The organism is Streptomyces durhamensis (genome assembly GCF_000725475.1).
GTDB lineage: Bacteria > Actinomycetota > Actinomycetes > Streptomycetales > Streptomycetaceae > Streptomyces > Streptomyces filipinensis.
The window spans coordinates 1-20727 of sequence record NZ_JNXR01000028.1; the positions used below are offsets into that span (position 1 = coordinate 1).

Below are 20727 nucleotides of genomic sequence, written 5' to 3' on the forward strand. Positions count from 1 at the left end.
ACTGCAGTCCTCCAACCCGGCGGTGCTCGCCTTCCTGCGCGAGTTCGAGGACGACCTGGTGCTGTGCGTCCACAACTTCTCCCGCTTCGCGCAGCCCACGGAGCTGGACCTGAGCCGGTTCGGCGGGCGGAACCCGGTCGAGCTGTTCGGCGGGGTCCGCTTCCCGGCGATCGGCGAGCTGCCGTACCTGCTCACCCTCGCGGGGCACGGCTTCTACTGGTTCCGGCTGCGCCGGGACGCGGCGTAGAACCCTTGTGGTGGGGCGGTTTCCCCCGCCCCACCCGGGGCACGCAGAAGTGACACCCCCCCTCGCGTTCCGGGGAAAGGACGTGACGCCCATGGCGGAAACGGTCACCTCTTCCGGCACCACCAGCTCCCTCCTCGCTTCGCTGGACCCTTTGTTGCGCGAGTGGCTGCCGAGGCAGCGCTGGTTCGCCGGCAAGGGCCGGCCGGTCACCGGGTTCACCCCCGTGGCCGCCACCGAACTGCTGCCACCCGACAGCCGGCTGGGCCTGTACCACCTGCTCCTGCGCGTCCACCAGCCGTCCGCGCTGGGCGCCGAGCCCCATCCGGGCGACTGCTACCAGCTCCTCATAGGCGTGCGCGAGGCGCTGCCGCCCCGGCTGGCGCCCGCGCTGATCGGACATGTGGAGGACGGGCCGCTCGCCGGACGCACGGTGTACGAGGCCCTGTACGACCCCCGGCCCGCCGAGGTGCTGCTGGAGGCCCTGCGCACCCGGGCCCGCATCGGCGGGCTGAGTTTCGAGCGGGACCCGGGCCAGGAGATCCGCGAGGGTCTCGTGGCCCGCCTGATGACCGCCGAGCAGTCCAACTCGTCGGTGGTCTACGGCGATACGTTCATCCTGAAGCTGCTGCGCCGGGTGGTGCCCGGCATCAACCCGGACCTGGAGATACCCCTGGCGCTGGCCCGCGAGGGATGCCCCCGGGTGCCGGCGCCGACCGCCTGGCTGCACGCCGAGCTGGGGACGGAGCCGTACGTCCTGGCGGTGCTGCAGCCCTTCGTCAGCGGGGCGAGCGACGGCTGGGAGCTGGCGCTGCGCGAGCTGGCCAAGGGCGAGGACTTCGCCGCCGAGGCGCGGGCGCTGGGCCGGGCCACGGCCGAGGTGCACACCGCGCTCGCCCGCGCCCTGCCGACCGTCACGCTGGGCCACACCCAGCTGCAGTCGCTGGTCGGCGGGATGACCGAGCGGCTGGAGGCCGCCGTCCAGGCCGTGCCCGGCCTGCGGCCCTACGAGAGCGGGCTGCGCTCCGCCTACCAGGCCCTGGCCGGGCTCGCCACCGAGGGCCGCACCTGGACCGCCCAGCGCATCCACGGCGATCTGCACCTGGGCCAGTGTCTGCGCTCGGCCTCCGGCGACTGGTCGCTGATCGACTTCGAGGGGGAACCGGCCCGGCCGCCCGCCGAACGGCGCATGCCGCAGCCGCCGGTGCGTGACATCGCGGGGATGCTGCGCTCCTTCGACTACGCGGCCCACTCGGTGAGCCCGCCCGCGCCGGACTGGGCGCGCGTGTGCCGGGCCGCCTACTGCTCCGGGTACGCGGACGTGACCGGCCGCGACCCGCGCACCGATCCGGTGCTGCTGCGGGCCTTCGAGACCGACAAGGCGGTCTACGAGGTCGTCTACGAGGCCCGGCACCGCCCCGACTGGCTCCCCGTACCGCTCTCGGCGATCCGTCGCCTCGCCGCGTAGACCAGGAGGCTCGTCCGTGACGACCAAGAAGCCGGCCACTTTGAGGAACACCCCGGATGCCGCCGTCTGCCGCGCCGACCGCGAGCGGCTGCTGCACGGCACCCACCACGACCCGCACGCCGTGCTCGGCGCGCACCCGGTGAAGAAGGGCGTCGCCTTCCGTGTCCTCAGGCCGTACGCGCGGTCCGTCACGGTCGTCGCCGGCGCACTGCGGGCCGAACTGCACGACGACGGCGACGGGTTCTTCTCGGGGTCGCTGCCGCTCGCGGACGTACCGGACTACCGGCTGCTGGTGGCCTACGAGGGCGGCGTCCTGGAGACCGAGGACCCCTACCGCTTCCTGCCCGCCCTCGGCGAGCTGGACCTGCACCTGATCGGCGAGGGCCGGCACGAGCAGCTGTGGCAGGCCCTCGGCGCCCATGTGACCACCCACCAGGGCGTCACCGGCACCCGGTTCGCGGTGTGGGCGCCCGACGCGCGCGGGGTGCGGGTCGCCGGCGGCTTCAACTGCTGGGACGCGACGGGCTTTCCGATGCGCTCACTGGGCTCGTCGGGGGTCTGGGAGCTGTTCGTGCCGGGGATCGGCGAGGGCGAGGTGTACAAGTTCGAGATCACCCGCCCGGACGGTTCGCGCACCCTGCGCGCCGATCCGCTGGCCCGCCGTACCGAGGTGCCGCCCGCCACCGCGTCCATCGTGCACGCCTCGCACCATGAGTGGGCCGACGCGGAGTGGATGGCGCACCGGGCCGACACCCCGGTGCACGAGGCGCCGTTCTCCGTCTACGAGGTCCATCTGGCCTCCTGGCGGCCCGGCCTGACCTATCGCCAGCTGGCAGAGCAACTTCCCGCGTACGTCCAGGAGATGGGTTTCACCCACGTCGAGCTGATGCCGGTCGCCGAGCACCCCTTCGGCGGCTCCTGGGGCTACCAGGTCACCGGCTTCTACGCGCCGACGGCCCGGCTCGGCACCCCGGACGACTTCAGGTACCTGGTGGACAGGCTGCACCAGGCCGGCATCGGGGTGCTGATGGACTGGGTCCCGGCACACTTCCCGCGCGACGACTGGGCGCTGGCCGAGTTCGACGGGCGCCCGCTGTACGAGCACCACGACCCGCTGCGGGCCGCGCATCCCGACTGGGGCACGCTGGAGTTCGACTTCGGGCGCCGTGAGGTGCGCAACTTCCTGGTCGCCAACGCCGTGTACTGGTGCGAGGAGTTCCACATCGACGGCCTGCGCGTGGACGCGGTCGCCTCGATGCTCTACCTCGACTACTCGCGCGAGCCGGGCCGGTGGACGCCGAACGAGAACGGCGGCCGGGAGAACCTGGACGCGGTGGCCTTCCTGCAGGAGATGAACGCCACGGTCTACCGGCGCTGCCCGGGCGTGGTCACCATCGCCGAGGAGTCGACGGCCTGGGACGGCGTCACCCGCCCGACCCACCACAAGGGTCCGAGCGGCTTCGGCGGGCTGGGCTTCGGCCTGAAGTGGAACATGGGCTGGATGCACGACTCGCTGCAGTACATCCAGAAGGAGCCGGTGCACCGCAGGTACCACCACCACGAGATGACCTTCTCGATGCCCACCCCGGCAAGCAGCTGCTCTTCATGGGGCAGGAGTTCGCCCAGGGAGCGGAGTGGTCCGAGGCGCACGGCCCCGACTGGTGGCTGCTCGACCCCGCCTACGATGCCGGGGCCGACCACCGGGGGGTACGGGATCTCGTCCGGGACCTGAACGGGCTGTACCGGGCGACCCCGGCCCTGTGGCAGCGGGACACCGACCCGGCGGGCTTCCAGTGGATCACCGGGGACGCGGCGGACGACAACGTCTTCGCCTTCCTGCGCCTGGACGCCGACGGCTCACCGCTGCTCGCGGTCTCCCACCTGGCACCGGTGGTCCGCCACGACTACCGCCTGGGGGTCCCCGAGGACGTCCCGGCCTGGCTGGAGGTCCTGAACACCGACGCGGCCCGCTACGGCGGCAGCGACGTGGTCCACCCGGACCCGGTCAAACCGGAGCCGCAGGGCGCACACGGGCGCCCTGCGAGCATCCGGCTGACGCTGCCACCGCTGGCCACGGTGTGGCTGCGGCCGGCCTAGGGGCGGCCCGCGTCACCCGGGCGACGCGAAGAGCTGGACGGCGTAGTCGCCGCTGACGGCGACGCCGGTGTCCTTGTACGAGCAGTTGAGGATGGTCTCGCGGTGGCCCTTCTGGCTGTTCATCCAACCGTCGACGATCGTCTTGGCGTCGGTGGTCCCCCAGGACATGTTCTCCGACGACGGCCCCGCGTTGTAGCCGGCGTCCTTGATGCGCTGGGTGTAGCTGGAGCCGTCGGAACCGGTGTGGCTGGTCAGGTGGTTCTTGCTCGCGTCGTCCGCGAACGTCTGGGCGGCCTTGGTCAGCTGCGCGTTCTCGTGCAGGGCGGGACAGTTGGCCTTGGCCCGCTCGGCGTTGACCAGTTGCAGGATCTCGCCGGGCGAGGCGGCGGGGGCGAGGTTCACCGCGGCCCCGGCGCCGGCCGCTCCGGTGAGCAGCAGGGGAACCGCACAGGCGGTGGCGCACAGACGGCGCGTGAGTGTGGTCGTGATCCGCATGGGAATCCCTTCGATCGGGAAGTAGCGGCGAGAAGGCCCCCCGGAACTCCGTCAGGTGCGTGAAGGGTTCGCGCACTGGCGCGGACACTGCGAGCGAGCGCCCGGAGAACCCTGGGGCACCGGCGGTTCGGTGCCCGGCGCGCCTGCGCTCGCACCTGTCCACCGTACGCCCGTCACGGTGGACTCACGAGTCGGACGGCCGGGGCACCCTCCGTCGCCTCCCGCCGGCCGCGCGTTACCCGAACGCCTCGGCCAGTGCCTTCGGCAGTTCCCCGGCGTGCACCACACCCAGGCGCTGGGTGGCCCTGGTCAGGGCCACGTACAGGTCGCTGGTGCCGTACCGCCCCGGCTCGACCACCAGGACGGAGTCGAACTCGAGCCCCTTGGACTGGCGCGGATCGAGCAGGACGACCTTCTGCGTCAGGTCGGGTTCGGCGCCCGCGGTGACGCCGTCCAGCCGGGCCGCCAGCCGGCGGTGCAGCTCGCGCGGGGCGATCACCGCCAACCGGCCCTCCGCCGGGACGAGTTCGGCGACGGCCTCGGCCACCGCGCCGGGCAGGTCGTCGTGCGCCCGCCGCACCCAGGGCCGCACCCCGGTCGAACGCACCGAGCTGGGCGGCTCGAAGTCCGGGTGCTCGGCGCGGACCACGGCGGCGGCCAGTTCCATGATCTCGGACGGCGTGCGGTAGTTGACGCCGAGTCGGGTGTGTTCCCAGCGGTCCTCGACATAGGGGGCGAGGATGTCCGACCAGGAGCCGACGCCCGCCGCCTCCGCGGTCTGGGCCGGGTCGCCGACCAGGGTCATCGAGCGGGTCGGGCTGCGCCGCATCAGCAGCCGCCAGGCCATCGGCGACAGCTCCTGCGCCTCGTCCACGATGATGTGCCCGAACGCCCAGGTCCGGTCGGCCGCGGCCCGCTCGGCGGCGCTGCGGTGGTCCGCCTCCTCGTGCCGCTCGGCGAACCGCTCCGCGTCGATGATGTCGTGGGCCGACAGCACTTCGGACGCCTCGGGATCGCTGTCCTCCTTGTCCTCGAACTCGTAGGTCCGGGAGGCGTAGGAGACGTCCAGGACGCCCTGCGCGTAGGCCACCTGGGTCTCGCGCTCGCGCTCGGCGCGGGCCCGCGCCCACCGGTCGTCCTCGCCGAGGAGTTCGGCCGCCTCGTCGAGCAGCGGGACGTCGGCCACGGTCCAGGCGCGGGTCACCGGGCGCCGGACGGCGGCCGCGTCCTCGTCGCTCAGATATCCCTCCGGCTCCGCGAGGAAGTCGGCGACCAGCCGCTGCGGGGTGATCCGCGGCCACAGCCGGTCGACGGCGGACCAGACCTCGGGGTTCTCGGCGAGTTCGTCGCGGATCTGGGTGATGTCGGAGGCGTCGAGCATGCTGCTGCCGTCGTACGGGTCGGTGCCGACGCGCTCGGCGTACAGCTCGGTGAGGGTGTTGAGGATGTGGCCCTCGAAGTACTCGCGGGCCGCGTTGTGCGGCAGCCGCGCCGCACGGGTGCGCTCGCGGGCGACGCTCACCAGGCCGTCGTCCAGCATGAGGACCTCGCGGTCGTGTTCGACCGTGATGACCGGGTCGGGCAGGGCCTGCCGGTCGCGGACGACGGCCGCCAGCACGTCCGCCATGTCGGCGCGGCCCTTCACCGCGGCCGCCTCGGGGGTGTCGGCGGCGCTCGCCCTCACCCCGGGGAACAGCTCGCCGACCGTGGCCAGCAGCACGCCGGTCTCCCCGAGGGAGGGCAGCACCTCGCCGATGTAACCGAGGAAGGCGGGGTTGGGGCCGACGATGAGCACGGCCCGGCGGGCCAGCAGCTCCCGGTGTTCGTAGAGGAGATAGGCCGCCCGGTGCAGCGCTACCGCCGTCTTGCCGGTGCCGGGACCGCCCTCGACCACCAGCACACCGCGGTACGGCGCCCGGATGATCTCGTCCTGCTCGGCCTGGATGGTCTGCACGATGTCGCTCATGCGGCCGGTGCGCGCCGAGTTCAGCGCGGCCAGCAGCACGGCGTCGGCGTCGTGGTCCTCGTAGCCGGTGCGGGTGGCGTCGCCGAGGTCGAGGATCTCGTCGTGCAGGGAGGTCACGGTCCGGCCCTGGGTGGTGATGTGCCGGCGGCGGCGCAGGCCCATCGGGGTGTGCCCGGTGGCCAGGTAGAAGGGGCGGGCGACGTCGGCCCGCCAGTCGATGAGGACCGGGGTGCGCTCGGCGTCGTCCTCGCGCAGCCCGATCCGGCCGATGTGGTGGGCGGCGCCGTCGGCCGGGTCGATCCGGCCGAAGCAGAGCGAGCCGTCGACGGCGTTCAGGGCCGCCAGCAGCCCCGAGCGCTCGGCGACCAGGATGTCCCGTTCGAGCCGGGCCTGCATGGGCTTGTCCCCCTGGGCGAGCGCGTCCGTGACCGACGTCTCGGCCGCGCCGCGCAGCACGTCCACGCGCGCGTACAGTCCGTCGATGAATTGCTGCTCGTTCCGCAATTCGTCGTCTGGAAATTCGGTGTTCGCCACGTCGCTGTTTGACAATTCCGCTCCCGCCCGCATATACTGTGCACAGTGAACTTCCCGCGACCATTCGAAAATGAAGTCGCGAACCACTGAATATACGCACAGAAATCCCCCGAGCGCAATTGCTCAGGGGATTTTTCCGTACGGGGACCGCTTTACAGCACGTCGGCCAGCTCCTCCAGCAGCCGCCGCTTGGGCCGCGCCCCCACCATCGACCGCACCGGCTCACCGGCCCGGAAGACCATCAGGGTCGGCGTGGACAGCACGCCGTAGGCGATGGTCGTCTGCGGATTGCGGTCCACGTCGAGCTGTACGACCTTCAGCCGGTCGCCCTCCTCGAAGGCGATGTCCTTCAGCACCGGTGCGAGCTGCCGGCACGGCCCGCACCAGTCGGCGGTGAACTGCACCAGCACGGGCAGATCCGATCCTTTCACCTCCGCCTCGAAATCCGCGTCCGTCACCTCGGCCAGTCCGCTCACCAAGCTCATCGCGAAAGCCCTCCCAGCTCGCACCCGGGTTCCGGGCCACCCGGAACCAGCGCCTCGGCGGCCAGCGCGTCCCGGGCCGACTCCGCCCGCCGCAGCTGCCCGGCGACCGTCTCCCGCACCGCCGACAGCTGCCCGATGAGCGCGTCCAGCTCGTCCAGCTTGCGGCGGTAGACCGCGAGCGAGGCCGGGCAGGAATCGCCCTCCGGGTGCCCGGAGCGCAGGCACTCCACGAAGGGCCGCGTCTCCTCCAGCTCGAACCCGAAGTCCCGCAGCGTGCGGATCTGGTCCAGCAGCCGGAGGTCGGCCTCGTCGTACGTGCGGTGTCCGTTGCCGTCCCGCCGGGCCGGCAGCAGCCCGCGTGCCTCGTAGTAGCGCAGGGCGCGGGTGGTGGTCCCGGCCCGTGCGGCCAGCTCGCCGATTCGCATGTCCACGACCGTAGGGGTTGACGTCGGCGTCAGGGCAAGCGGTGGTCGTCCCCCTCAGGCCGGAGGCAGCAGCGGCTTGCGGCGCACCGGTGAGGACAGCACGACCGACGTCGTGGTCCGGCCCAGCGCCGAGGTCTGCTCCAGGATCTCCTCCAGGTGGACGGTGTCGGTGACGGCGACCTTGAGGATCCAGCAGTCCTCGCCCACCACGTGGTGGACCTCGATGATCTCCGGACGGCCGGTCAGCTCCAGGGTCCTCGGGTGCTTGAGGGTGTAGCCGCCGTGCGGGTTCACCCGGATGAAGGCCTGGATGCCGTAGCCGAGCCGGGCCGGCACGACCTGGGCGCCGTAGCCCTCGACCACGCCGGCCGCCTCCAGCCGGCGCACCCGCTCGGCCACGGCCGCCGGGCTCAGACTGACCCGCCGGCCCAGCTCGCTGAGCTTGATCCTCCCGTCGGTCTGGAGCAGTCCGAGAATCCGCCGGTCCACCCCGTCGAAGGCGACCGGTGTTTCGGCGGCGATGGCGCGCGGATGGCGCTGTTCTTTCGGCGAGGTCGCCTGATCTCCCATGTCTCCCCCTTCAGAGCGGCCCGTCCGGCCCGGAAAATTATGATCATGACAAAGGCGCGTGAGGTACTGGTCATCGGCGGCAACCGCTACTTCGGCAAGCGGCTGATCGCGCGACTGCTGGCGGCCGGCGACCGGGTCACGGTCCTGAACCGGGGTTCGTCGGCGCCGCCGCCGGGCGCGGAGCATCTGGTGGCCGACCGCGACGACGAGAAGGCGCTGCGGGGCGCGATCGGCAGCCGGACCTTCGACGTCGTCGTCGACCAGGTCTGCTACACCCCGCGCCAGGCGATGACCGCACGCCGGGTCTTCGCGGGCCGCACCGGCCGCTATGTCATGACGTCGACGGTGGAGGTGTACGAGCGCGAGGACTCGCCGGTGCCGGTACCGGAGAGCGCGGTCGATCCGCGCACGGTCGCCGTGGACCTGGAACTCCCCTGGCAAGAGCCGGAGTTCGCCGAGGCGCACTACGGCGAGGGCAAGCGGCAGGCCGAGGCGGTGTTCACGGGCTCCGGCCTCCCGTTCGTGTCCGTGCGCGTCGCCCATGTGCTGGGCGGCGACGACGACTTCACCGGCCGGCTGGAGCACTACGCCCACCGCGTGCGCACCGGCGCGCCCATCGCCGTGCCGCCGGTCGCGCACCCGGCGACGTACATCCACGTCGAGGAGATCGCCGACTTCCTGTTCTGGGCGGCCGGGGCGGACTTCACGGGCCCGGTGAACGCCGCCTCCCACGGCCTGCTCACCCTGGACGAGCTGTGCGCCGCGGTGGCGGCACACCTGCCCGGGGGCGAGGTGCGCATCGAGGTGACCGGGGCCGGCGAGCTCTCCCCCTTCGCCTTCCGCCGCCGTTACGCCATGGACAACTCCCGGGCCGCGGGGCTCGGTTTCCCCTTCGACGACGTACGGCAGTGGCTGCCGAAGGCCGTGGCCGAGACCCTGGGAAAGGACGACTGAGGTGCGGTACCGCGACATCGGTGATCTGAAGGTGAGCGCGGTGGGACTCGGTGCCATGCCGCTGTCGATCGAGGGCCGGCCGGACGAGGCCCGCGCCCTCGCCGCCGTCCACGCGGCGCTGGACGCGGGCGTGACCCTGCTGGACACCGCCGACTCCTACCACCTGCCGGGCCAGGAACCCGGACACAACGAACTCCTCCTCGCCCGCGCCCTCGCGGCCTACGGCGGCGACACCGACGGGGTGCTGCTGGCCACCAAGGGCGGCCGGGGCCGTCCGGGCGACGGCAGCTGGACGACGACGGGCACGGCCCGGCACCTCAGGTCGGCCGCGGAGGCCTCCCTGAAGCGGCTCGGCGTCGAGGCGATCGGCCTCTACCAGCTGCACCGGCCCGACCCCGCCGTCCCGTTCGAGGAGTCGGTCGGCGCCCTGCGCGACCTGCTCGACGAGGGCAAGATCCGCCTGGCCGGTCTGTCGAACGTGACCGCCGACCAGATCCTGCGGGCCCGAGCCGTCCTCGGCGACCGCCTGGTCTCCGTGCAGAACCGCTACTCCCCGGACGTCCGTGACAGCGAGCCCGAGCTGCGGCTGTGCGCGGAACTCGGCCTGGCGTTCCTGCCCTGGAGCCCTCTCGGCGGAATCTCCCGCAGCTCCCTGGACGGCCCGTCGCGGCAGAGCACCGGTGCGCGCCACCGCGCCTTCCACGAGCTGGCCCGGGAGCGCGGGGTCAGTCCCCAGCAGGTGTGTCTCGCCTGGCTGCTGTCGCTCTCCCCGACCGTCGTCCCCATCCCGGGCGCGAGCCGTCCGCAGACGATCCAGGACTCGGCGGGGGCCGCGGAGCTGGTGCTGACGCGGGAGGAGCTGGCACGGCTGACGCCGTCCGCCCGGGCCCGGTGAGGCCCGGGCCCCCGGCGCGGGTCAGACGGTCAGCCCGGCCGACTCCTCGACCTCCATCAGGGAGGCGCTGTGCCGCTCCTCCTCGAACTTGCGGCGGCCGCCGCGCAGCCCGAACAGGCGCTTGGCCAGGGCGATGTAGAGGACCGCGAGGATGTTGAGGACCAGCGTGGCGATCTTCAGATAGCTCACCTTCTCCGTGAGTTCGTAGATCTCCAGCGGGAGGAAGGCGGCGGTGGCGACGACCGTCAGGTACTCCGCCCAGCGCTTGGCGTACCAGAGGCCGACCGCTTCGACCAGCTCGATCAGGGCGTAGGCGAGCAGCAGGGCGGCGACCAGCAGCAGGGTGGAGTGCTTGTAGCCGAACGCCTTCTGGATGGAGCCGACGACCGGTGAGTGGTCGAGGTCGTAGTGGAAGTGCCTGAACACGGGGCGGAAGACGTCCAGGTTCTCGTTGAACAGCCGGCGCACCGCGTCCTGGCTGTTGCTGAACTTCCACACCGCCACCGCGACCAGCACGATGAACACCCCGCGCACGGCCCGCTCGATCGCCAGGAAGCGGAGGATGAACAGGTCCCGCAGCACCTTGCCGCGCGGCACCAGCGGGGCGTCGGCGGCCGGTCCCGAGCCGTGCGGCTCGCCCAGTACGAAGTCCCCGCAGCGCAGGCAGCGCCACACGTCCCCGAGCGCGGTCTCGGCGCGCAGCCGGATCCGCAGCCGGGGGTCGTCGGGCGCGTAGGTCACATGGCCCTTGCGCGCGCAGGTCCGCCGGTCCCAGTCGATCTTCATCCCCCGTGCCTCCATTACACGTACTGGCTCGTCACACGTACGGACGCCCCGCACGAACGTGCCGTTCCGGTTGGTACGGAACGGCACGTTAGTGGATGGGAGCGGGCGGAGATCAGTTGGCTCCGGCCTTCGCCGGCTCCTTCTCCTCCTTCTCCTCCTTCTTCACCTCCGCCACAACGGCCTCACGGCGCGGCAGCAGGAAGCCCACGAGGACCGTGCCGATGCCGAGGACCACCGCGCCGACCAGGCTGGTGTGGGCGACGGCGTCGGAGAAGGAGGAGCCGACCGCGTCGGCCATCTGCCGGGCGCCGGCGGCGAGTTCGCCGGCCTGCTGCTTGAACTGGGCGGCCTGCTGCGGGTCGCTGGTGTGGGCCGCCTTCGCCGCCAGCTGCTGCGCCTTGTCGCCGATGCCCTGGGCGACGGCGTATCCGGCGCCGACGGAGTCCTGCGCGGTGTCCAGGGCGCTCGCCGGGAGCTTGCTGCCGGCGGTGGCGTCGGAGAGGTGGTTGCCGTACGACGTGGCGAGCAGCGAGCCGAGGATGGCGATGCCGAGCGAGCCGCCGAGTTCCAGCGAGGTGTCGTTGACCGCGCCGCCGACGCCCAGCTCGGACTCGGGGAAGGCGCCCATGATGGCGTCGGTGCAGGGCGAGAGGGCGAGACCGATGGCCAGGCCGAGGATGATCAGGGGAGCCACGAAGTCGGTGTACGTCGAGCCCGCGTCGACCCGGGTCAGCAGTGCCAGCGCCGTGGTGCCGCCGACCATGCCCGCGGTCACGGTGATCTTCATGCCGATGCGCGGGGTGAGGAAGCCGGTCAGGGCCGAGCCGACGAAGACCGCGCCGGCCAGCGGGAGCATCCGTACGCCGGTCTGCAGGGCGTCGTAGCCGAGGACGAACTGCAGGTGCTGGGTGAGGTAGTAGAAGGCGCCGAAGACGGCCAGGAAGAACAGGGCGACGGCGAGGTTGGAGCCGGCGAAGCGGCGGTGCGCGAAACGGCGGACGTCCAGGATCGGGCGGGGGTGGCGCAGCTCCCAGACGACGAAGGCGACCAGGCCGACGCCCGCGACCACGGCCGCCGTGATCGCCTTGACACCCCAGCCGAAGTGCGGGCCCTCGATGATCATGTAGACGAGCGAGCCGGTCCAGATCACCGACAGCAGGCCGCCGACGTAGTCGATGCGGTCGTGGTGGCCGGCCCTGGACGGCGGGATGAGCACGAAGGCGGCAACGATCGCGACGGCCGCGATGGGCACGTTGATCAGGAAGGTCGAGGACCAGCCGTGGTCGCGCAGCAGGGCTCCGGCGACGACCGGTCCGGCGGCGATGGCGAGCCCGGCGGTGGCGGTCCACAGGACGATCGCCTTGGCGCGTTCGGCGCGCGGGAAGGTCGCGGCCAGCAGGGAGAGCGTGGCGGGCATGATCAGCGCCGCCCCGACGCCCATCACGGCGCGGGCCGCGATGACGGTCGCCGCGCTGTCGGCGAGGTATCCGAAGACCGCGCCCGCGCCGAAGACGACCAGCCCGAGGACGAGCGCCCCGCGCCGGCTGTACTTGTCGCCGATCGCGCCGAGCAGCAGCATCAGCGCCGCGTAGGGGACGGTGTAGCCGTCGATCACCCACTGCAGGTCGGCGCTGGTCAGCCCGAGGTCCTTCGTCATGTCGGGCGCGGCGACCGTGAGGGCGGTGTTCGCCATCACGATGATCAGCAGGCTCAGGCAGAGCACGAGCAGTGCCCACCAGCGCCGGGCGTAGGGGCGCTCCATCTTCTCGACCGGTTCGGTCATGACGAGTCGCATGGCAGGGGTCGCCTTCCTCGGATACGCGACGGGACGTACAGTCCAGAACTTGCACAGTGGCGTGCAATTGCACAACCATGTGCAATGTACGCCGTTGCACAGTGCCGTGCAACTCGCGAGAGGACGTGCAGAATGACTGCCATGACCACGGGTAACCCCAGCCGCGCCGACGCCAACCGGCGCCGCATCCTCGACGTCGCCCTCGCCGAACTGCTGCGCGACCCCGACGCCTCCATGGACCAGATCGCGCGCGCGGCCGGAGTCGTACGCCGGACCGTGTACGGCCACTTCCCCAGCCGCGAGGCCCTGATCAGCACCCTCGTCGACGAGGCGGTGCAGGCCCTGACGGACGCGGACGCGACGGTGCGCGAGGGGGTGACGGACCCGGCGGAGGCGGTGGCCCGGTCGGTCCTCGCGATCTGGGCGATCGCCGACCGCTACCGCCTGCTGATCGCGCTCGCGCAGCGCACGGTCACCGTCCAGGGCATCCGCGAACGCCTCGCCCCGCTGCGCGCCAACAAGGTGCGGCTGCTCCAACAGGGCCTGGACGAGGGCGTGTTCAGCTCCCCGCTGCCGGCGCAGGCGCTGGCGTACGTGCACGAGCAGATGCTCTTCGCCGTGATGGAGGCGGTGAACGACGGTCTGGTGACAGCACAGGAGGCGGGCCGCTCGGCCACAGTCACGGTCCTGACCGCGGCGGGCGTGCCCGCCTCGCCGGCCGCCGCGCTGGTGGCCAGGGTGAGTGCGTAGACGAAGGAGAAGCCGGGCGGCCGAGGTACGGGGGAGACTCGGCCGCCCGGCCGTGGATCCCGGACGCCCGGCCCGGGTTCAGGCGGGGCCGGACGTCCGGAGTTCTTTCGGGTGGATCAGGCCTTGGCCAGCTCCTTCTCCCCGTCCTCACGGGCCTCGGGGACCTCGGCGACCGTCCGCTGGTCCTCGTCCAGCAGCGTGGTCTCGTCGAACGGCAGCTCACCCGCCAGCACCTGCCGCACGCGCACCTTGTCGATCTCCTTGGTCCAGGTGCCGACGAGCACCGTGGCGACCGCGTTGCCCGCGAAGTTCGTCAGCGCCCGCGCCTCGCTCATGAACCGGTCGATGCCGACGATCAGACCGACCCCGTCGACCAGCGCCGGCTTGTGCGACTGCAGACCGCCGGCCAGGGTGGCCAGACCCGCCCCGCTGACCCCCGCCGCGCCCTTGGACGCCAGCAGCAGGAACAACAGCAGCGGAATCTGCTCGCCCACCGACATCGGCGTACCCAGCGCGTCCGCGATGTACAGCGACGCCATGGTCATGTAGATCATCGTGCCGTCGAGGTTGAAGGAGTAACCGGTCGGCACGGTGATACCGACGACGGGCTTGCTGACGCCCAGGTGCTCCATCTTCGCGATCAGCCGCGGCAGCGCGGACTCGGAGGACGAGGTGGACAGGATCAGCAGGAACTCGCGCGCCAGGTACTTGAAGAGGAGGAAGATGTTGAGTCCTGCGACGATCCGCAGGATGGCGCCCAGCACCACGAAGACGAACAGCGCACAGGTGACGTAGAAGCCGAGCATCAGCACGGCGAGGCTCTTGAGCGCGTCGAGGCCGGCCGAACCCACCACCGCGGCGATGGCGCCGAACGCGCCGATCGGCGCCGCCCACATGACCATCGACAGGATGCGGAAGACGAGCCGCTGGATGTGCTCGACACCGCGCAGCACCGGCTGCCCGGCCGGGCCCATGGCCTGCAGCGCGAAGCCGGCGAGCAGGGCGATCAGCAGCGTCTGCAGGACCTGGTCCCCGGTGAAGGCGGAGACGAAGGTGGTCGGGATGATCGACAGCACGAAGTCGACGGGCCCGAGCGCCTTGCTGTCCACCTGGGCGTGACCGGTCTGCCTGATCGCGTCGGTCACGTGCAGCCCGTCACCCGGGTGGAGCACGTTGCCGACGACGAGCCCGATGGCGAGCGCGACGAGCGACATCACGAGGAAGTAGCCGAGGGCGATACCGCCCACGGCACCGACCTTGGCGGCCTTGCGTACAGACCCGATACCGATCACGATCGTGCAGAAGATGATCGGCGAGATCATCATCTTGATCAGGTTCACAAATCCGGCACCGAGCGGTTTCAGCTGCACCGCCGCGTCGGGCCAGATGAGGCCGACGGCGATGCCGAGCGCGACCGCCACGATGACGGCGATGTACAGGTAGTGGGTCCGGTCCCGCTTCACGCGGGGTGCGGCAGGTGCCGTGTCGGGGGTGCTGGCGGCCACGACTGCCCTCCTTGACGTCTTCGTCGGCGAACAACCGGCGTGCGGCTCACGTCCGGGCGTTACTGGGGAATGCCGTGACTATCTCCCGCCCTGTGAGGGCGGTCACCCTTCCGTTCATTTAGTTCACGCTCGACCGCGGAGGCACACTGCTGACATGCGCGTTCCCCGCCTCCCCCGACCCCGCAGCCTGGCGGGCCAGCTGTTCGCGATGCAGGCCGTGCTGATAGCGCTGGTCGTGGCCGGGTACGCGCTGTTCACCTACGTCAGCGACCAGGGGCAGGCCGAGGACGCGGCGGTCCGCCAGGTCACGGCGGTGGCCCGCTCGATCGCGGACGCCCCCTCGGTCCGCGCGGCGATCCGCACCCCGGACCCCACGGCGGCCCTGGAGCCGTACGCGCTGCAGGTCATGCGGGACACGGACGTCGACTTCGTCACGATCATGAACACGGACGGGATCCGCTGGACCCACCCCGACCGCGCGCAGATCGGCAAGCGCTTCCTCGGCCGTATCGGCCCCGCCGTGCACGGCCACACCTTCACCGAGACCTACACCGGCACCCTCGGCCCCTCCGTCCGCGCGGTGACCCCGGTCGAGGAGAACGGCCGCGTCATCGGTCTGGTGAGCGCCGGCATCAAGGTGGAGGAGATCAGCGCCCGGGTCCAGGACCAGGTCACGGCCCTGCTCGGGGTGGCCGGCGGCACACTGCTGCTGGGTGCGGTCGGCACCTACGTCGTCAACGCCCGGCTGCGCCGGCACACCCACGGCATGAACGCCGCCGAGCTGAGCCACATGCACGACTACCACCAGGCGGCGCTGCACGCGGTGCGCGAGGGCCTGCTGATGCTGGACGGCCAGTACCGGGTGGCGCTGATCAACGACGGCGGCCGGGAGCTGCTGGGCCTGGCGGTCCCGGACACGGAGCTGGTCGGCCGCTCGGTGGCCGAGCTGCGCCTGCCGGCCCCGCTGACCGGCGCGCTGCTGTCCTCCGAGCCCCGGGTGGACGAGGTGCATCTGACCGCGTCCCGGGTCCTGGTGGTGAACACCTCCCCGGTGTCGGGCGGAGAGCGCCGCGGCACCGTGGTCACCCTGCGGGACGTCACCGAACTCCAGTCGCTGATGGGCGAGTTGGACTCGGAGCGCGGCTTCACCCAGGCCCTGCGCTCGCAGGCGCACGAGGCCGCCAACCGCCTGCACACGGTGGTGTCCCTGATCGAGCTGGGCCGGGCCGAGGAGGCGGTGGAGTTCGCCACGGCGGAACTGGAGCTGGCCCAGGCCCTGACCGACCAGGTGGTGGCGGCGGTACGGGAACCCGTGCTGGCCGCGTTGCTGCTCGGCAAGACGGCCCAGGCCAACGAGCGGGGCGTGGAGCTCGTGGTGTCGCGGGACAGCCGCCTGGACGACGGGCTGCTCCCCGAGAGCCTGCCCGCCTGTGATCTGGTCACCATCCTCGGCAACCTGATCGACAACGCGGTGGACGCGGCGCAGGGCAGCGTCGGGGCCCGGGTGACGGTGACGGCGTACGCCTCGGACGCCGAGGTGGTCCTGCGGGTGTCCGATTCGGGCCCCGGGGTCGACCCCGCCCATGCCGACCTGGTATTCCAGCGGGGGTTCTCGACGAAGCCGGCCGGGCCCGGCGGCCGGGGCCTCGGGCTGGCCCTGGTCCGGCAGGCGGTGAGCCGCCACGAGGGCACGTTGACGGTGGCGGAGTCCGACGAGGACGGCGAGGGCGGAGCGGTGTTCGAGGTGCGGTTGCCGCTGAGGCCGGCGGCGGGAGACGGCAGATGACGCAGGAACAGCATCCGATCCGCGTCCTCGTGGTGGAGGACGACCCGGTCGCCGCCGACGCCCATGTGATGTACGTCGGCCGGGTGCCCGGGTTCGTCGCGGTGGGCCAGGCCCACACGGGCGCGGAGGCCCGCCGCGTCATGGACCGTACGGCCGTGGACCTGTTGCTGCTCGACCTGCACCTGCCCGATGTGCACGGCCTGCAGTTCGCCCGTTCGCTGCGGGCGGCGGGGCATCACGCGGACGTGATAGCGGTGACGTCGGCGCGTGATCTGGCGGTGGTCCGCGAGGGCGTCTCCCTCGGCGTCGTCCAGTACGTGCTCAAGCCGTTCACCTTCGCCACGCTCCGGGACCGCCTGATCCGCTACGCCGAGTTCCACGCGGCGGTGGGCGAGGCCAGCGGCCAGGACGAGGTGGACCGGGCGCTGGCGGTGCTGCGTGCGCCGTCGCCCGCGGCGCTGCCGAAGGGCTTGAGCGGGCCCACCCTGGAGCGGGTGACCGGTGCGCTGCGCGGGGCCGCGCAAGGGCTGACGGCCGCGGGCGTGGCCGAGGCGGTGGGCATCTCCCGGATCACCGCCCGCCGCTATCTGGAACACCTGGTGGAGGCGGGGCGGGCCGGCCGCAGCCCGTTGTACGGGCAGGTGGGCAGGCCCGAGCTGGTGTACCGGTGGGTCTCGACAGGGCGGTGAGGACGCCGCCCGATCCCGTGCACACGCATTGACCTGACCGGAGGACCGCTCATACCTTCACACGGCACCCACCCGGCCACGAACAAGTGCGTCCGCAGGAGGTCATGCCCGTGCGCCCCACCGCCGCCTACTCCGCCCTCCTCGCCGCCGCTCTCGCCGCCACCGCCCTCACCGCGTGCGGCTCGGGATCCGGCAGCAGCCCTGACACGGTCAAGGTGTCGTACAAGCAGTCCACCGACAACTCCATCAAGGTGATGGACACCTATCTCGCCGGGATCAAGAAGGAGTTCGAGAAGAAGTACCCCGGCAAGAAGGTGGAGTTCGTGCCGATCAAGGCGCCGGACTCGGAGTACTACACCAAGCTGCAGCAGATGCTGCGCTCCCCGAGGACCGCGCCGGACCTGGTCTACGAGGACACCTTCCTGATCAACTCCGACATCACGAGCGGCTACCTCGCACCGCTCGACCCGTATCTCGCGAAGTGGCCGGACTGGGGCCGGTTCATCGGCACCGCCAAGGCCGCCGCGAAGGGGCAGGACGGGAAGACGTACGGCGTCCCCGACGGGACGGACACCCGCGGGCTGTGGTTCGACAAGCGGGTGTTCAAGCAGGCCGGGCTGCCGCTGAACTGGCAGCCGAGGACCTGGGACGACATCCTCGCCGCCGCCCGGACCATCAAGCGGAAGGTGCCCGGTGTCACCCCGCTCAACGTGTACACCGGCAAGCCGGCGGGCGAGCGGTCCACGATGCAGGGCTTCGAGATGCTGCTGTACGGCACCGGCGACGGCACCTCCGATCCGCTCTACGACAGCACGGCGAAGAAGTGGTTCACGGCGGGTGCGGGTTTCCGGGACGCGCTGAAGTTCGTCGAGACCGTGTACGGGGAGAAACTCGGGCCCGACGTCTCCGACGCCCTCGATCCCAACTACGCCACCACCGTCAACAGCGAGCTCCTCCCCCAGGGCAAGCTCGGCATCGACCTCGACGGCTCCTGGCTCCCCCAGGCGTGGCTGCCGGGCAGCGGACGCGAGTGGCCCGACTGGTCACGGCAGCTGGGCCTCGCGTACATGCCCACCCAGAACGGGCAGGCGCCCGGCAGTGTGAGCATGTCCGGCGGCTGGACCTGGGCCGTCCCGGCCAAGGCCGGCAACCCCGGCCTCGCCTTCGACTTCATCAGGACGATGCAGACCGAGGCGAACGCCAAGAAGTGGTACATCGCGAACTCCGGCATCTCGGTGCGCAGCGACGTCGCCGAGGACCCCTCGTACGCCACCGCCCAGCCCGGCATCACGTTCTTCACCGGCCTGGTGTCGCACACGCACTACCGGCCCGCGTACCCGGCGTACCCCAGGGTGTCGACCGCCATCCAGGAGGCCATGGAGGCCGTGACGACCGGCGACCGGTCCGTGGCGAAGGCCGCGAGCGGGTACGACGACACGCTCAGGGACGTCACCGGCGGCCAAGTGGTCCACCCGTGAGCGCCCGGCGCCGGCTCGTCCGCGCCCTCCCCCTCGCCCCCGCAGTCGTCCTCCTGCTGCTCTTCCTCGCCGGGCCGATCGCCTACTGCGTCTACATCGCCTTCACCGATCTGCAGCTGACCGGTCAGGCGCACGCGTCGTTCGTCGGGTTCGCCAACTTCCGGCACGCCTTCCGGGACGACGCGTTCCTGAACGCCGTCTGGCTGACCCTGGTCTTCACCGTGCTGTCCTCGCTCCTCGGGCAGAACACCCTGGGGCTCGCCCTGGCCGCGCTCATGAAACGCGCCTCCAAGCCGGTGCGCACGCTCGCCGGTGGGGTCGTCGTCACGGCGTGGGTGCTGCCGGAGGTCGTCGCCGGGTTTCTGCTGTACGCCTTCTTCCGGCGGGAGGGGACCTTGAACGCCATCCTGGACTGGCTGCATCTGCCGCGCCAGAACTGGCTGTTCACGCTCCCTGTCCTCGCCGTGTCCTTCGCCAACGTCTGGCGCGGTACGGCGTTCTCGATGCTCGTCTACTCCGCGGCGCTGGACGGGATACCCGCCGAGATCACGGAGGCCGCCGAGGTGGACGGGGCCGGCGGGTGGCGCCGGATGTGGCACATCACCCTGCCGATGATCCGCCGGTCCATCGGCACCAACCTCATGCTCAACACCCTGCAGACGCTCTCCGTCTTCGGGCTGATCTGGGTGATGACCCGGGGCGGCCCCGGCAACAGGAGCCAGACGCTGCCGCTGTTCATGTACGAGCAGGCCTTCCAGAACAGCATGATCGGGTACGGCACCGCGGTCGCCCTGCTCCTGCTGCTCGTCGGGGCGCTGTTCTCGGTCGTCTATCTGCGGCTGTTGCGGACGGAGGTCTGATGCCCCGTACACGCGCCTCCCGGCGGCTCGTCGCGGACGCCTGCCTGCTGGTGGCGGCCGCCGCCTTCGCGCTGCCCCTCGCCTGGGTGCTGCTGTCCTCCGTGGACGCGCACGCCGGTCTGCGGGTGAAGGTCCCGCACGAGCTGACCCTGGGCAACTTCGACGCGATCCTGACCCCGGACATCACCTACACCCCGCTGCTCAACAGCCTGATCCTGTGCGGGGGCGCCACGGCCCTGACCGTCGGCTGCGCCGCCCTCGCCGCCTATCCGCTCTCCCGGTTCCGCTCCCGGCTCAACCGGCCGTTCCTGCTGTCGATCCTGTTCGCGACGAGCCTGCCGATCACCGCGATCATGGTGCCGGTGTACGCGCTGTTCGTGCGGGTGAACCTGATCGACACCCTGCAGGGCACGATCCTCTTCTTCGCCGCCTCCCAGCTGCCGTTCGCCATCTGGCTGATGAAGAACTTCATGGACGGGGTGCCCAGGGAGCTGGAGGAGGCGGCCTGGACCGACGGGGCGAACGCGCTGCAGTCCCTGGTCCGGATCGTGCTGCCGCTGATGGGGCCGGGGCTCGCCGTGGTGACGGTGTTCTCGTTCGTGATGATGTGGGGGAACTTCTTCGTCCCGTTCATGCTGCTGCTCACCCCGGACCAGATGCCGGCCTCGGTCAGCATCAACGACTTCTTCGGCAACCGGGGCATGGTGGCGTACGGCCAGCTCGCCGCGTTCTCCGTCATCTATTCGACACCGGTGATCTCTTTGTATGTTCTGGTGGCCCGCCGGCTGGGAGGGGGCTTCGCGCTGGGCGGCGCGATGAAGGGGTAACGTGGGGTAACCCCAGGTCACGGCGGGGTGACACCGAGTGTCACATCACTCTGCGCGATCAATCCGTACGTTTCTACGATCCGTGATCTCGGGCGAACCGACCGTAGTCAGGGCGCGG

Annotated in this window: 18 protein-coding genes and 1 pseudogene; 11 read left to right on the forward strand and 8 right to left on the reverse strand. The window is 71.4% G+C overall.

Features of this window, described 5'->3' with window-relative positions:
- The 3 genes and pseudogenes from IO33_RS44670 to glgB form a co-directional block, all read left to right on the forward strand.
- On the forward strand, window positions 1–247 hold a 247-nt coding region (locus IO33_RS44670), incomplete at its 5' end, for an alpha-glucosidase C-terminal domain-containing protein (RefSeq protein ID WP_037686591.1).
- A 91-nt stretch (window positions 248–338) separates the two neighbouring features.
- Window positions 339–1712: a maltokinase N-terminal cap-like domain-containing protein gene (locus IO33_RS0132835; protein WP_031171781.1), complete on the forward strand. Its 1374-nt coding sequence runs from the start codon at window positions 339–341 to the stop codon at window positions 1710–1712.
- Between the two features lie 16 nt (window positions 1713–1728).
- Window positions 1729–3809, forward strand: a pseudogene (gene glgB, locus IO33_RS44675) (1,4-alpha-glucan branching enzyme).
- A 12-nt stretch (window positions 3810–3821) separates the two neighbouring features.
- On the opposite strand, the gene IO33_RS0132845 reads toward glgB, so the two are convergent.
- The 5 genes from IO33_RS0132845 to IO33_RS0132865 all read right to left on the reverse strand — a co-directional run bounded on the left by IO33_RS0132845 (window position 3822) and on the right by IO33_RS0132865 (window position 8284).
- Window positions 3822–4304, reverse strand: coding sequence for a CAP domain-containing protein (locus IO33_RS0132845; RefSeq protein WP_051927110.1), 483 nt, complete (start codon window positions 4302–4304; stop codon window positions 3822–3824).
- A gap of 235 nt (window positions 4305–4539) precedes the next feature.
- Window positions 4540–6837: a HelD family protein gene (locus IO33_RS0132850; protein WP_107069445.1), complete on the reverse strand. Its 2298-nt coding sequence runs from the start codon at window positions 6835–6837 to the stop codon at window positions 4540–4542.
- 119 nt (window positions 6838–6956) lie between these two features.
- Window positions 6957–7289 (reverse strand): thioredoxin, encoded by a 333-nt coding sequence (gene trxA, locus IO33_RS0132855; RefSeq protein WP_031171785.1) that lies wholly within the window; start codon window positions 7287–7289, stop codon window positions 6957–6959.
- Entirely contained in the window at window positions 7286–7714 is a 429-nt protein-coding gene (locus IO33_RS0132860; RefSeq protein ID WP_031171787.1) for a MerR family transcriptional regulator, read from the reverse strand. Before IO33_RS0132860 ends, trxA begins: the two co-directional genes overlap by 4 nt.
- A 54-nt stretch (window positions 7715–7768) precedes the next feature.
- Window positions 7769–8284, reverse strand: a complete 516-nt coding sequence (locus IO33_RS0132865; protein WP_031171789.1) for an Lrp/AsnC family transcriptional regulator — start codon at window positions 8282–8284, stop codon at window positions 7769–7771.
- Between the two features lie 45 nt (window positions 8285–8329).
- On the opposite strand from IO33_RS0132865, the gene IO33_RS0132870 reads away from it, so the two are divergent.
- Window positions 8330–9238: an NAD-dependent epimerase/dehydratase family protein gene (locus IO33_RS0132870; protein WP_037686609.1), complete on the forward strand. Its 909-nt coding sequence runs from the start codon at window positions 8330–8332 to the stop codon at window positions 9236–9238.
- A 1-nt stretch (window position 9239) separates the two neighbouring features.
- A complete protein-coding gene (locus tag IO33_RS0132875; RefSeq protein ID WP_031171792.1) occupies window positions 9240–10133 on the forward strand; it encodes an aldo/keto reductase in 894 nt (297 codons plus the stop codon).
- A 21-nt stretch (window positions 10134–10154) separates the two neighbouring features.
- On the opposite strand, the gene IO33_RS0132880 is transcribed toward IO33_RS0132875, so the two are convergent.
- Together IO33_RS0132880 and IO33_RS0132885 are read right to left on the reverse strand one after the other, a co-directional pair.
- Entirely contained in the window at window positions 10155–10919 is a 765-nt protein-coding gene (locus IO33_RS0132880) for a DUF2127 domain-containing protein (protein WP_031171794.1), read from the reverse strand.
- A gap of 112 nt (window positions 10920–11031) precedes the next feature.
- Complete coding sequence (locus tag IO33_RS0132885) at window positions 11032–12714, reverse strand: MFS transporter (protein WP_031171796.1); 1683 nt, start codon at window positions 12712–12714, stop codon at window positions 11032–11034.
- A gap of 132 nt (window positions 12715–12846) precedes the next feature.
- On the opposite strand from IO33_RS0132885, the gene IO33_RS0132890 reads away from it, so the two are divergent.
- The gene (locus IO33_RS0132890; protein WP_031171798.1) at window positions 12847–13464 is read left to right on the forward strand and encodes a TetR/AcrR family transcriptional regulator; all 618 of its coding nucleotides are present in this window, start codon (window positions 12847–12849) and stop codon (window positions 13462–13464) included.
- 116 nt (window positions 13465–13580) lie between these two features.
- Here the strand turns inward: IO33_RS0132890 and IO33_RS0132895 are convergent, their stop codons facing one another.
- The gene (locus tag IO33_RS0132895; RefSeq protein ID WP_031171800.1) at window positions 13581–14969 is read right to left on the reverse strand and encodes a cation:dicarboxylate symporter family transporter; all 1389 of its coding nucleotides are present in this window, start codon (window positions 14967–14969) and stop codon (window positions 13581–13583) included.
- Window positions 14970–15123: 154 nt separating this feature from the next.
- Between IO33_RS0132895 and IO33_RS0132900 the strand changes: the two genes are divergently transcribed.
- From IO33_RS0132900 to IO33_RS0132920, 5 genes are all read left to right on the forward strand, one after another.
- Window positions 15124–16755, forward strand: a complete 1632-nt coding sequence (locus IO33_RS0132900) for an ATP-binding protein (protein WP_031171802.1) — start codon at window positions 15124–15126, stop codon at window positions 16753–16755.
- Window positions 16752–17444 carry a response regulator gene (locus tag IO33_RS0132905; RefSeq protein WP_031171803.1) on the forward strand — a complete coding sequence of 231 codons (693 nt, stop codon included), beginning with the start codon at window positions 16752–16754 and terminating at the stop codon, window positions 17442–17444. The genes IO33_RS0132900 and IO33_RS0132905 overlap by 4 nt, the downstream gene beginning before the upstream one ends.
- 104 nt (window positions 17445–17548) lie before the next feature.
- Complete coding sequence (locus tag IO33_RS0132910) at window positions 17549–18922, forward strand: extracellular solute-binding protein (RefSeq protein ID WP_107069446.1); 1374 nt, start codon at window positions 17549–17551, stop codon at window positions 18920–18922.
- Entirely contained in the window at window positions 18919–19782 is an 864-nt protein-coding gene (locus IO33_RS0132915; RefSeq protein WP_031171807.1) for a carbohydrate ABC transporter permease, read from the forward strand. Before IO33_RS0132910 ends, IO33_RS0132915 begins: the two co-directional genes overlap by 4 nt.
- Complete coding sequence (locus tag IO33_RS0132920; RefSeq protein ID WP_031171809.1) at window positions 19782–20609, forward strand: carbohydrate ABC transporter permease; 828 nt, start codon at window positions 19782–19784, stop codon at window positions 20607–20609. The genes IO33_RS0132915 and IO33_RS0132920 overlap by 1 nt, the downstream gene beginning before the upstream one ends.
- Window positions 20610–20727 lie beyond the last annotated feature (118 nt).

Bases quoted from the DNA above. Each gene is read 5' to 3' on its own strand.
- IO33_RS0132835 (WP_031171781.1), top strand. From the start codon at position 339: ATGGCGGAAACGGTCACCTCTTCCGGCACCACCAGCTCCCTCCTCGCT.
- IO33_RS0132845 (WP_051927110.1), bottom strand. From the start codon at position 4,304: ATGCGGATCACGACCACACTCACGCGCCGTCTGTGCGCCACCGCCTGT.
- IO33_RS0132850 (WP_107069445.1), bottom strand. From the start codon at position 6,837: ATGCGGGCGGGAGCGGAATTGTCAAACAGCGACGTGGCGAACACCGAA.
- trxA (WP_031171785.1), bottom strand. From the start codon at position 7,289: ATGAGCTTGGTGAGCGGACTGGCCGAGGTGACGGACGCGGATTTCGAG.
- IO33_RS0132860 (WP_031171787.1), bottom strand. From the start codon at position 7,714: ATGCGAATCGGCGAGCTGGCCGCACGGGCCGGGACCACCACCCGCGCC.
- IO33_RS0132865 (WP_031171789.1), bottom strand. From the start codon at position 8,284: ATGGGAGATCAGGCGACCTCGCCGAAAGAACAGCGCCATCCGCGCGCC.
- IO33_RS0132870 (WP_037686609.1), top strand. From the start codon at position 8,330: ATGACAAAGGCGCGTGAGGTACTGGTCATCGGCGGCAACCGCTACTTC.
- IO33_RS0132880 (WP_031171794.1), bottom strand. From the start codon at position 10,919: ATGAAGATCGACTGGGACCGGCGGACCTGCGCGCGCAAGGGCCATGTG.
- IO33_RS0132885 (WP_031171796.1), bottom strand. From the start codon at position 12,714: ATGCGACTCGTCATGACCGAACCGGTCGAGAAGATGGAGCGCCCCTAC.
- IO33_RS0132890 (WP_031171798.1), top strand. From the start codon at position 12,847: ATGACTGCCATGACCACGGGTAACCCCAGCCGCGCCGACGCCAACCGG.
- IO33_RS0132900 (WP_031171802.1), top strand. From the start codon at position 15,124: ATGCGCGTTCCCCGCCTCCCCCGACCCCGCAGCCTGGCGGGCCAGCTG.
- IO33_RS0132905 (WP_031171803.1), top strand. From the start codon at position 16,752: ATGACGCAGGAACAGCATCCGATCCGCGTCCTCGTGGTGGAGGACGAC.
- IO33_RS0132910 (WP_107069446.1), top strand. From the start codon at position 17,549: ATGCCCGTGCGCCCCACCGCCGCCTACTCCGCCCTCCTCGCCGCCGCT.
- IO33_RS0132920 (WP_031171809.1), top strand. From the start codon at position 19,782: ATGCCCCGTACACGCGCCTCCCGGCGGCTCGTCGCGGACGCCTGCCTG.